The organism is Microbacterium esteraromaticum (assembly GCF_900163815.1).
GTDB lineage: Bacteria > Actinomycetota > Actinomycetes > Actinomycetales > Microbacteriaceae > Microbacterium > Microbacterium esteraromaticum_B.
Genome location: NZ_FUKO01000020.1, coordinates 1 through 11,952 on the forward strand (window position 1 = coordinate 1; position 11,952 = coordinate 11,952).

9 protein-coding genes are annotated in these 11,952 nt (G+C 66.2%); 6 read left to right on the forward strand and 3 right to left on the reverse strand.

The features are described from left to right. The coding region (locus FM104_RS08350; RefSeq protein ID WP_179206730.1) for an AAA family ATPase at positions 1 to 926 on the forward strand (926 nt) is incomplete at its 5' end. A 192-nt stretch (positions 927 to 1,118) separates the two neighbouring features. Further along, positions 1,119 to 1,634, forward strand: coding sequence for a ClbS/DfsB family four-helix bundle protein (locus FM104_RS08355; protein WP_041650241.1), 516 nt, complete (start codon positions 1,119 to 1,121; stop codon positions 1,632 to 1,634). A gap of 4 nt (positions 1,635 to 1,638) precedes the next feature. Here the strand turns inward: FM104_RS08355 and mobF are convergent, their stop codons facing one another. Beyond that, positions 1,639 to 5,112 carry a MobF family relaxase gene (mobF, locus tag FM104_RS08360; protein WP_087015916.1) on the reverse strand — a complete coding sequence of 1,158 codons (3,474 nt, stop codon included), beginning with the start codon at positions 5,110 to 5,112 and terminating at the stop codon, positions 1,639 to 1,641. A 119-nt stretch (positions 5,113 to 5,231) separates the two neighbouring features. Then, positions 5,232 to 6,611 (reverse strand): aminotransferase-like domain-containing protein, encoded by a 1,380-nt coding sequence (locus FM104_RS08365; RefSeq protein ID WP_087131237.1) that lies wholly within the window; start codon positions 6,609 to 6,611, stop codon positions 5,232 to 5,234. 81 nt (positions 6,612 to 6,692) lie between these two features. Between FM104_RS08365 and FM104_RS08370 the strand changes: the two genes are divergently transcribed. From FM104_RS08370 to FM104_RS08385, 4 genes are all read left to right on the forward strand, one after another. Further along, a complete protein-coding gene (locus FM104_RS08370) occupies positions 6,693 to 7,919 on the forward strand; it encodes a benzoate/H(+) symporter BenE family transporter (RefSeq protein WP_087131240.1) in 1,227 nt (408 codons plus the stop codon). 105 nt (positions 7,920 to 8,024) lie between these two features. Further along, positions 8,025 to 8,489 carry a GNAT family N-acetyltransferase gene (locus FM104_RS08375; protein ID WP_087131242.1) on the forward strand — a complete coding sequence of 155 codons (465 nt, stop codon included), beginning with the start codon at positions 8,025 to 8,027 and terminating at the stop codon, positions 8,487 to 8,489. 726 nt (positions 8,490 to 9,215) lie between these two features. Further along, a complete protein-coding gene (locus FM104_RS08380; RefSeq protein ID WP_087131245.1) occupies positions 9,216 to 10,079 on the forward strand; it encodes an exopolyphosphatase in 864 nt (287 codons plus the stop codon). Positions 10,080 to 10,108: 29 nt separating this feature from the next. Beyond that, a complete protein-coding gene (locus FM104_RS08385; RefSeq protein ID WP_087131248.1) occupies positions 10,109 to 10,330 on the forward strand; it encodes a hypothetical protein in 222 nt (73 codons plus the stop codon). A gap of 44 nt (positions 10,331 to 10,374) precedes the next feature. Here FM104_RS08385 and FM104_RS08390 read toward each other — a convergent pair whose 3' ends face one another. Next, positions 10,375 to 11,943: a recombinase family protein gene (locus FM104_RS08390; protein WP_087131251.1), complete on the reverse strand. Its 1,569-nt coding sequence runs from the start codon at positions 11,941 to 11,943 to the stop codon at positions 10,375 to 10,377. Positions 11,944 to 11,952 lie beyond the last annotated feature (9 nt).

Below are 11,952 nucleotides of genomic sequence, written 5' to 3' on the forward strand. Positions count from 1 at the left end.
ATGACGACCTCCATTCACCTGGTAGGTACGTCGGTCAAACCCGACACGTCGACAAGACGACGACGATGTCTGCGTTGCGGCGGGCGTGGGAGAAACGCCACGGCAGCGGTTCTGTGATCGGTCTGGCACCGTCTGCGGCTGCCGCTGATGTCCTGGCCGGGGATTTGGGGATCTCGACGGAGAACACGGCGAAGTGGCTCCACGAACACCGCCGCGGCAACTGGAACCTCACACCCGGGCAACTCGTCATCATCGATGAAGCCTCCCTCGCAGGAACCCTCGCGCTCGACACCATCGCCACCCACGCCGCCGAGGCCGGCGCGAAGGTACTTCTTGTCGGCGACTGGGCGCAGCTCGCGGCCGTGGATGCGGGTGGGGCGTTCGGAATGGTCGTCCGCGACCGGGACGATGCCCCGGAGCTGACGGATGTGCGCCGCTTCCGCAATGAGTGGGAGAAACACGCCTCCCTCGGCCTGCGCATCGGCGATACCGATGTCATCGACACCTACCTCGACCACGACCGCATCACCCCAGGCGGCTACGAGGACATCCTCGAGCAGGCATACCAGGCATGGCGTGCCGACCTGGCTGCGGGGAAGGCATCGGTGTTGATAGCCGAGACCCTAGACACTGTTTCCGAGCTCAACACCCGCGCCCGCACCGACCGGATCCTCGCAGGCGACGTCGCCCTCGACGGCGTCCGGCTCCATGACGGGAACGAGGCCTCCCGCGGCGACCTCATCATCACAAGACAGAACGACCGCCGACTCGCGCTGGGACGGGGGTGGTTGAAGAACGGCGACCGGTGGACCGTCACCCGCGCCAACGATGACGGATCCCTCACCGTCCGCCGCGCACACTCCAAATGGCGCACCACAATCACTCTCCCTGCCGCGTACGTCACCGAGCACGTCGAGCTGGGGTAGCCGAGGTGCCCCAAACACACTCACCTGTGATCCTGCGCGTGTGCGCAGTTTTAGTCTACTGGCGACTCACGGACATGCCGCCTAAGCGCCGGTGATGCGTTGACCGCACGGAGGTCGCTGGCCTCTCTCCCGGGCGGTCAGCGCACAATGGGAGACTGGGAGAAGACACGTAACCGGAGATTGGAGCATGGCTTGGCGGTTCCGCAGTCCAAGGCTGAGTTGCTGTACGCCGTCGAGGACGGATACGGCAAGCTTGCCCGCGATCTTGTCCGGGTGCCCGAGACGCGGGCGCGTGAGATGTCATTGCCAGGGCACAAAGCCGAAACGATGATGAGCCCGGCTGATCTGGTGGCGTATCTGATCGGCTGGAACGAAACGGTGCTGTCCTGGCACGAGCTGCGGAGCCGTGGGATTGAACCCGAGTTTCCAGCTCCGGGGCTCACGTGGAATCAGCTCGGTGACCTTGCTCAACGCTTCTACCGCGACTACGCCGACCTGTCGTGGCCCGAGTTGCTTGAGCGTTTCGAGCAAGCGAAGTCCGGCATTGTCTCCCTCATTACCGGACTCAGTGACGAGGAACTGTATGGAGAGCCCTGGTACGGCAAGTACACGGCAGGCAGGATGATCCAGTTCAACACTTCTTCGCCATACGCCAACGCGCGCCGCCGTATCAGGGCCTGGCTTCGAGAGCAGTCCACGACCGCGTAGCGCATCAGAGTCCGCGCCCCGGTCCTTCCCGTCGCGAATTGCTGGGGTGAGAGTCTCGCTCGAACGGCTCTTGGAGTTGTCGCGCCCGCCTTGCTGCCTGCTGCCGCTTCTGCTCCTGTTCGGCGCGGTTAGCCTCGATGCGCCGGGCGGCGGCGTTGACGGGAAGGCTGCGGAGTTCGTCGGCCTCGGCGCGGTTCAGGGCGGCTCTCGTGCGGGCGTTCTGGGCGTTACGGTGCGGGTTGGTGGTGCGCATTCCGAACTGGTCGCGGCGGGCTTCGTCGGCTCCGAGTTCGATGAACAGCAATGCCATACGCTCCTGGCGGTGTCGCTGCTGAGTCATCCTGCGTTCGGCGTGCGCTGCTTCGACAGCACGGACGGCATCGCTCACGCGGGGGTCATCCTCGGCTTTCCGTGCCGCTGCCTGCGCCGCCCATGTGTGGAGCCCCAGGCGAGTACGGGGCGGTTCATCGCCCCAGCCGTCGCGTACCCACTCCCACTGAGCCTGCGCCTGCTCCTTGGCGGCCTGGTGCTCGGCGCGGACTTTGCGCTTGCCGAATCTGCCGACAGTCGAGGCTCGAGCACTGGTGGTGGCTTCGTTCTCCACGGCATCGAGGTAGGCCGTGCCGTCCTGCTTTGCTTGTTGAACGAGCGGTCCCGTGAGCTCGGCGCGCACCTGCTCGGCCGCGACCTCGGCCACGTGGATCGCGGCGGCGTCTTGCTCATCTTCGGCGCGATGCGCGTCGCGTTGGGCATCAAGGCGTGCGGTGATCCGCTCCCACCTTTCCGCCTGACTCTGGGCGCGCACGGCCTCCCGGTCGAGGCGAGCCAGTTCTTCGGTAACGAGCTTGACTGGGCCATCGGTGATGAGGCTTCGCACCGCTTCGACGGCTTGGGCGGTGGCGTGATCGAGACCCCGGTCAGCGGGGTCGCGTTCCATCGCCTCAATGAACCGCGCCCGGGCGTCTGAGATGTTATCAGCGACGACGTGCAGCCGGTTGGTTTCGCGGCCTCTGGTCATGCCGACGTAGACGCCTGCCGCGCTCGTGGCCTCCGACAAGAAGGTGTGGGAGGTGGTGACGGTTGCGCCCTGGACACCGTACGCGGTCGCCGCGTAGGACAGGTGCGCATGCTCTGCCACATACTCGGATGGGAGGGTGACAGTGCGGGGGTTCTTGCGGCCACTGCCGACCTCGCGGGCGTAAACGGTGCCGTCATCGGTGACCTGCTGCACGACCCATTGCTGCCGGTTCGCGACTCCAAGCGCGGTGTCGTTCCTCCGGGTCTGGATCGCATCGCCTCGACCGATGGGGAGGCCATCACTGCCGGTCACCGTCACCGCGTCATCAACCTCGCCACCCTCGATGCGCCCAGCGCGGATGCGCTCGTTCAACTCGGCGGCTTCATCGTTGGTGGCGACGGTGATGGCTTCGCCGTCGTGGGCATGCTCGGCGATGTGCTCGCGGGCATGCTCGTCATCAGCGTGCAACATCACCAGCCCCATCGCGGCGAGCTGGTCGAACACCTTGCCGGGGATGTCGCGGTCACGCATCGACAACGTCAACGCCGCGTACTCGGCATCGGTGAAGCGGTGCAGCTCGGTCATGTCATAGGTGCGGCCCCCGATCTGCGCGGCCATGTCGAGCACCCCACCACGGCCCACAGCAGGCAACTGTGCGCGGTCGCCGACGAGCGCGACCGTCGCCCCCACCTCAGCCGTCACAGTCAGGAGGGCGCGGGCGGTGTCTTGGTCGAGCATCCCGGCCTCGTCGACGAGCACTCGCTCCCCCCGCGACAGTCGCGCGTGCCTCGGCGGGCCGGTGTAGTTCCGTCCGCTGTCAGGGTCGCTGTCGCCGGGGTTGAGGCGTGTCCATACGCCGTCAGCGTTCCATCGCCATCCGTGCGCGTACACGAGCGCCGCAACCGACGTTGCAGGAACTCCAAGTTCTTCCTCAGCCACCTGCGCGGCCTTCTTCGTCGGCGCAACCACCCGCGACACTCGGCCGTGCTGAGCGGCCACTTCGATGGCGGTGCGCAGCATCGTCGTCTTCCCGCTACCCGCCGCTCCTTCCACGATCACCAGCGGATCGGCCGAAGCAACCGCCGCTGCTGCGACCGCCTGCCCTTCATCCAGCCCAGCCGCTTGCGCGGCCTCGGTTATATCCGGGGGTTCCGGCTCCCGTTGCGGTGTCGCGGCGGTGAGTTGGTCGCGTAGTGCGGTCTCGGCAGCGACCACGCTGAGGCTGGTCAGGTGCGCGACATGCTCCGGCGCCGCCGCGTCTGGCGGGAGGACGGAGAAGCAATCCGAGACGGCAAGCCCGGTCGCCATAGTGATGAACTCCCGCAACTCAGCGGACGTCGCCTGCACGCCGTGCTCGGTGATGATCCGAGTGACGTGCTCCTGGATAACGTGCCGTGTCCACGTCGAGGATGCGGCGGCGGTACGGTCCAGTGCCCGCGATGCAACCTCCCGCACGGTCAGGTCATCCACCGACACCACCGGTAGCACCGTACGGCGTTCAAGGCCTGCGGGGTCGTATCCGGCGTCGCGGAGTTCCTGCATCCACCATCGCTCGTTCTTCAGGTCAGCGGGCCTCTTGCCGGGCCGCTGGTGCGTCCACGCGATGCCCTGCAACCGCGCCGTCATCACCGGGCCAAGCGCCTCGCCCGGATGCTGGGCTTCCCATTCGGCTTCGAGCCGGTCGAGATTCCGTCTGATCTGCGCCGACCGCTTCGACATCACCGCGTTGAACGGCTCCAACTCGGTCACCTCACCGCTGGCCGGATTCAGAGTCAGGCCGTGCTCGGCGAGCGTGCGCGCGAGCTGTGGGTGCGCGGCAATCACCGCCGCACCCAACGCGCGGATCGCGCCCTGCTGCTTGAACAACGCGGCAGTATCCAGCGCCCGCCACTTTCCAGCCGCCCACACCCGCGTGCCGATCTGCATGTGGATATGCCGGTGCGGATCACCCGCACGCGAGGTCTTGTGCCGGATGCCGACGACCTGCATGCTCTCGATGGGCACGACCTCTCGCGCCTGACGAGAGCCGACCCTGGTCACGGAGTGCTGGCCGAGCCACCGCCGTATCTCTGAGAGAGCGTCCTGCTGGGCGGCGTCCAGCGCTGCCGACACGTCGGGGTGGAGGGCGGCGGCTACCGACAAGCTCTTGGGGGCGTTGATCGTCATCTCCGCGAACAACGGCGACCCCTTCGCGCCCTCGGTGGCCGTGCGTGGGGTGCCCATCAACTCCTCGGTGACGGGGTTGGTCCAGTCCACCCATCCCTCGTACTCGTCCGCCGCGAGCGATCGGGTGGCGGTGACCTCGCCTCTGCCGTCGAGCACCGCATACTCAGCCACCGCGTTGTCAGCGCCGAGGTAGTACTCGTCAGCGCGGGAGCGGTCGGCCTCGACATAGCGGCGCGCGGCAGCACCGCTGCCGCGGAACAGGATCACCCCGCCCTTCACCCTGGCCTCCCTCATGAGTCGTCTCATGAGGAAGGTGCGCACCACGGCCCCGCCGTGGCATACGTGCATTCATTCATTCGGGAGAGAAGGGTGTCGCTGCAAAGTGGTTGGGGGCTCGCCTGTTCGGGTGATGCTCAGGCGAGGATCTGGGCGAGTTGCCTGATTCCTTGGGTGATTTGGGCGGGGGTGGCTGCGCCGTAGGAGAAGCGGAGGAATGGAGCCGGGGGTTCGTTGACGAAGAAGTGTCGCCCGTCTCCGACGAGTACTCCTGCGGTGTAGGCATCCGCGCTGATCTGTCGAGTGTTGGCACCGTGCGGCAGCCGGGCCCAGAGGTGAATGCCTCCGCTTGGCACGCCCTGGATGCGAACACTTGGCAGGGTCTGGCGGATCGTAGCGGTGAGGACATCACGGCGTTCGGCGAGCTCGGCGCTCAGGTGTTTCAAATGCCGTGGCCAGATGTTCGAGGTCAACAGGCTCAAAGCGATTTCCTGCACCATCGGTGCGACGCAGAGATCGTCGGCAGTGCGGGAGGCGCGGAGTCGGTCACCGGCGGGGCCGCGCGCGATCACAGCACCGAGCCGGAGTCCCGGCGAGGCGGGCTTCGAGAGCGTGGTGACGGTGACAACGTGGCCGTTGGGGTCTTCGGCGATGAGCGGCGGCGGGGTGCGTCCGTCGATGCCGAGGTTCCTGGCCCAGTCGTCTTCGATGATGAATGCCCCGTGCTGTGCTGCGAGGTCGAGTACCTGTGTGCGGCGCTCCGGACTGAGCACCGCGCCGGTCGGGTTCGCGTAACTAGGCTGGAGGTAGATCACGCGGGCTCGGGTACGTTCGAGTTCGTCGGCGAGGCGCTCGACTATGACCCCGTCGTTATCGGCGGGCACGGATGCGATGGTGAGGCCCGCGCTTTGCGCGGCAAGGATCGCGCCGGGATAGCTCGGGCTCTCAGTGATCACGGTCGAGCCCGGTTCTGCGAGGGTACGCATCGTGAACACAAGGCCCTGCTGTCCGCCGGAGACGATGAGCACATCGCCTGGGTCGGCCCGATACTCGGCGGCGAGTACGCGCCGCAGTTCAGGCGACCCCGCAGGCGGGGTCATCATCCAGGCCCGATTGTTCTTGGCGGCGCGAGAGCCGATGCGGTGGAACTCCTCGGTTGGCAGGAGTTCGGGCGCGAGGTAGCCCCAGGAGAGCGGGATGTGGTCAGGGGTCCCGTATCCGCCGAGGCGTGAGGCGCGGTCGGCGTCAACACGGGCGGGGCCGAGGGCCTGTGACTGCCAGGCAAAGTCTGGCTCGGCAAGCTGCCTGCGCTCGGCGACGAACGTGCCTCTGCCGGGCTCGGGTCGCACTATCCCCAGCGCGCTGAGTTCCGAGAGGGCGGCGGAGACCGTGGCGGCGCTCGCCTGGAACTCTTTCGAAAGCTCCCGCACTCCGGGCAGCTTCTCTCCAGCGGGTGACGCCGCGACCCGTTGGTGCAGTCGAGTCGCAATCTCGGACGCTCTGTTATCATTGAACATGAAGCTAGTAGATAACGTTACTCGCTATTTGGCAAGTCCGTTACGCCCTTGCTCGGTTCTAGTTGCCGAGGCATCGCGGGTATGAGCCGGGTAGCTGTTGTTCTGCGAGACGTATCCGTCTCTGCCGTGGTTGCCGGGTTCCTCTCCGCGCTCATCAACTTTGCCGGGCCTTTCCTGATCGTGCTCGAAGCGACCCGAGCGGCGGGCCTCGACGAAGCACAGACTGCTTCCTGGGTGTGGGCGCTGTCGATCGGCAACGGCCTATGCAGCATCGTGCTCAGCCTCTTCACCCGCATCCCGGTCATCGTGGCGTGGTCGACCCCGGGAGCCGCGCTGCTCATTGCCTCCTTGGGCGGCTTCTCGTTCGCCGAGGCGGTGGGGGCATTTCTCGTGGCGTCGGTCGCAGCGGCGATTGTGGGGTTCACGGGCTGGTTCGGATGGTTGCTCTCCAAGGTGCCCGGCCCGGTGTTACAGGCGCTGCTTGCTGGCATCCTGCTTCCCTTTGTCGTGGCCGCAGCGGGAGCGTTCGCAAGTGCTCCGCTGATCGCGGGCAGCATCGTGGTCACCTTCTTTCTCGGTAAGCGCTTCTTCGACCGTTTCGCGGTGCTGGCCGCTCTCATTGCGGGCTTGGCAATGACCTGGGCCACCGGATCGTTCCACGAGGTGCCCCCTTCGCTCACGCTGGGTGGCCCGGTGTTCACGATGCCCACCTTCACGCCTGCTGCGCTGGTGAGTGTCGCGCTGCCGCTGTTCATCGTCACGATGGCGTCGCAGAACGCGCCCGGCCTCGCGCTGCTGCACTCCCAGGGCTACAAGCCAAATGACCGCCTGCTCGTGGGCACGATTTCCGCAGTGTCGGCAGCCTTGGCACCGTTCGGTGCACACGGCATCAACCTCGGCGCGATCACCGCGGCAATCGCGCTCGGGCCGGAATCTCACCCCGACCGGGCCAAACGCTACATCGCCGGCCTCTCGGGTGGCCTCACCTATCTAGTGATCGGCTCTTTCGGAGGCGTCCTAGTCGCAGGCTTCCAGGCGATCCCTAGCGAAACCGTTGCTGTCGTTGCCGCCGTTGCGCTGTTGGGTTCCGCACTCACAGCGCTCACCGGCGCGATGAGCGGGGACGCCCGCACGGGCCTCGCCGCGATCACGACCCTCGCAGTCACCATGTCGGGAGTCGTCATCCTCAGCGTGGGCGCGGCCTTCTGGGGCCTGCTGGCAGGCAGCGCCGTCTACCTCGTGCTCACCCCACGTCGGGAGCGCGCCCGACAGCCCAACGAGGGAGAGGAGGCCGCTGTGACCCGATAAGCGAGCATCCACCATTCCACTTCGAGGAGTAGGCGCACACCACAGAATTCCCCCGCAGGACGCGGAAGCGCCGGCTCTCCATCTCAAGCATTCAAGGACACATCAATGACTACCAAGATCGCACCGACCATTCGCTTTCTCACACCCACTGATGAGAATCAGTGGCGCGTCCTCTTCCGCGCCTACCGGGAGTTCTACAAGCTCGAAGAATCCGAAGAGGTCGTCTCCCGCGCGTGGGGATGGTTCATGGATCCGACCCACGAGTGCAAGGCACTCGTAGCCGAAGCCGACGGAGAAATCCTGGGCTTCGCGCACCATCACCGTTTCTCGTCACCCTACACCGGCACGAGTCACATCTTCCTCGATGACCTCTTCACCGTGCCCGTAGCTCGTGGTCGCGGTGTCGGGCGGGCGCTCATCGGACGTCTCACAGACATGGCCGCTGCTGAGGGGCGCGCTGGGGTGCAGTGGATGACGGCAGAAGATAACCACCAGGCGCAGGCTCTTTACAACACCCTGGCCGCACGAACCGCCTGGGTGACCTACGAGGCCGAGCCGACATCCGAATGATGACCCTGTGCTCAGCAGGCGCGCCAGTCACCCGAGGCGTTGCAGATAACGACTCCATCAACGCCCGGTTCCCTTGCAGATGAAACCGCGGCAGAACGATGGCAGCGAGCGCAATCCACGCAGTCACAAGCAGCCGTAACGCCGGGAGGCTCCTACGACTGCGTGAGATTATTGCTCGTCCGCAACGGCTCACTGACCCTCGATGCCAGCCGCGCCAGCACCAGCTTCGCTAAGCCCAGCGACGCGGTGCTGGTCGCGGCTGGCGCACCCGCTTATTCTTCATATGCCAGGCGCGATACCCGCTTTCCGTCGTACGAACATGCCGCACGCGTCGCGTATCCCACGGTGAAGACCGTTCTCTTCCATTCGCGACGGTGCTCGACGACAAGGCCCTGACGAAAGTTCGATGCACCTGTAGCTGGAGTATCGCAGCGCGCCGCTGAATGCCAGATACGGGGTTGATATCAGCGGAACACTCTCCCCACACAAGCAGGGTCGTCGCATTATGCCGCCCACATAGTCCGACAACCGCATCGGACGGGTCTCTGGCTCCACATCGCGAATACGACGAAGTGACGACGTACCGCAAGTGGCGTTACGGCAGTGAGTCCGTGTACTGCGCCAAGGCAGACGGTTCGCTCACAGGTGGGGCAGCGGTTGTAAGGGCGCACTGGCGTGTTCCGGTTTGGGTGCTGGTGGCGCACCTCCCTTTTGGGAGGCGCTACCGTGACCGAACACACCCCGCCCGCCGCGAACGACGATGTTGCGGCCTCAACGGGTTCGGCGTGCCACGGACTCGAGTACCCCGAACGACTACGCGCCCTACTCATTCGGTTACACGAGGCCGGACCCGGTGCCTGGCGGGGTGATCGTGAAGCGGCGGAGCTCATGCGCTACACCGCGTCCAGATACCGGCCACTCGCTCGCAAGCATGGGCTGGACGCCTGGGAGATAGCGTCTGCGGCGTTCGAGGTGATGCTTGCGCCCTCGACGCGCAACGCAGGGAACCCGTGGGCAGTGGTCACCAGTGCGGTGCAGATCACCTGTCACGCTGAGGCTCGTGCCGCTGGGATGCTGACTTCTGTCAGCAAGGTGCGCCATACGGCTCGGATCGCCGGGTTCCACGATGCTGTGCGGTTCGCCGAGCGAGAGCGCCTGGCCGACTACCATCCCGCGCTCATACACCACGACGACGACCCGGACGAGAGTGAGCGTGAGACACGAGTGGCCGCGCTGCTGTCTGCCACGGTCGCGCTATTCGAGTCTGCGGGCTGGGATACTGCGCTCGTCGCCGAGTGCGTGGAGCATGTGGCCTACCGGCTCGCCGATCTCTCCTCCCGGCAGCGAGGAGTTGAGGTGCTGCGCCGTGACCGCACGATCCCGTTGCTGCTCGGGCTGCCGCCCCGGTCGTGGTCTGCGCTGTTGCGGATTGTGCTCGGGCATCCCGACCCGAAGCACGCGGGCACGCCGATAGGTGATGGTGTGCTGCTGCGATTACTGAGCGGCGAAACGCCGGACGCTCTGCGCGACGACGAGACGCTGATGGACGCGATTCGCGCCGCCAACCCCGACAAGCACGCCGCGCCTTGATTTGGGGGTAGGGCTCCGCACCTAACGGTATGAGCACCCGCACCGACATCCCCGCTACCGCCTCCACTGCCCCTGCCCCGTCGCCTGTCGCCACGCTCGGCGCGCGGCTCGCTGCCGCATCCCGCCGGGCGCAGGGCTTCACCACTGTGGTGGACGATCCTGCTGTGCTGGCCGAGCTGCGCGGACTCTGCACCGCCCCTCGGCCCACGAGCCTGTCGTTCGCCGAGAAACGCGACGGCCCCGCACCCTGATCTGCCTTGGCAGCCAGGGCGCGGGGCCGATCACATCATCTGAGTTATGCGCGCCAGACGAACTCGACCCGATGCGCAAGGACTTCGGCGCGGTACGCGGCACGGCGCTCATGGAACGCTTCGACGGTCTCGTTGCGGCGACGGGCCGGAGTCGCCCCGTTCATACCCTCCGGGAGAGCGTGAACGAGTACGGCTTGCAAGATCAAGCTGGCAGCTTGGTACTTCCACATCGGAGTGCGGCCCTTCCACTCGGCCGCGACGGTGGTCGCGTCGATGCTCAGCCCGGCATGCTCGGGCAGGGTGGCGGTGTATTCGCGGCGGGTGGCCTCGATCCGCTCCGCGATCCGGGCACGCTGCCGAACCCACATCGCTTTGTCGATCAGACCGTCGTAGTAGTCATCATCAAGCCGCGCCAGTCGCTCCCGGTCCGCGTCGAGCGTCGCCGTGAGTCCGACCCGCGCAAGGTCACCGTCAGACTTGCTGCGTTTCGTGGGGCTGATAGTGATCTGCTCGAACGTCGCCAGCACCGCCTCTTCCACGAGCCTCTCGATTTCAGCCGAGCGGATCGAGCGGTGGCACCCGCCCCGCGTGGGCTGGATGCACTGGTACACGCCGCCACGGTGAATCATCGCCGTCCCGCACTTCGAGCAGCGGATGAGCCCTGAGAACGGGTACAGGCGCTTCGCCGCGCCCGTACCGGGTTGGTGGAAGTTCCGAGCCTTCTTCCTCGCGTCGAGCACGGCGGAGACCTGCTGCCATGTGTCCTCGTCTACCAGTGCAGGCCACGCCGCCTGCACCTGCATCTTCGAGGTCTTTGCGCGGCTCCCGTCCGGCATGATGGGCCGATACTCGCGTACACCCTTATTGGAGGGATTTCGGAGCATCAGTTTCAGCGTCCGATCCGACCACGCGCACCCGTGAGTGGTGACGACGCCGCGCTCGTTCCAGTCCTTCCGAATGCGATACAGCGAGTCACCGGCCAGCACCCGCTGATACGCCTCGACCGCGAGCGGCCCCGTCACCGGATCGACAATGAGCACACCGTTCTCGGCGCGGTAGCCGAACGGCACCCTGCCCCCATGCCAAGCCCCCTCGACGGCCTGCTGCTTCGCCGCCCGCACCACACGGCGGGCGGTGTCAGCGGAGGACTTGTTCGCCATCGCCACCAGCACCCGCGTCATCGCCACGTCAGAGTCCGTGTCCAACCTGAGCGAGCCGGTCACGGAGCGGACGGCGAACCCGCCGAGCACCTTCGCATCGATGAGGTCTTCCAAATCTCGCGGGTCGCGCACCGCCCGATCCAGGTCGTACGCGATCATCACCTGCGCCTGGCCGTCGGTGAGGTGTTTCAGCATGGCGCGGAACTGCGGGCGGACCACCCGCCGCACCCGCTCACCCGACGGCAGTGTGATCGTGCGCTGCTTGAACGCCGACGTGTCATTCTCACGGAACACCGCTGCGACTTCCCAGCTGTGGGCTGTGGCGTAGGCGCGGCAATCGGCCTCCTGCCGATCCACCCCGCGCTCGGTGCCCTCGGGGTCGTCGCTGATCCTGACGTACATCACCGCCCGCAACGGTGCTTGTGTGTTCTGTTGCTGCTGGTCGTGGCCCATGCTCCGGCC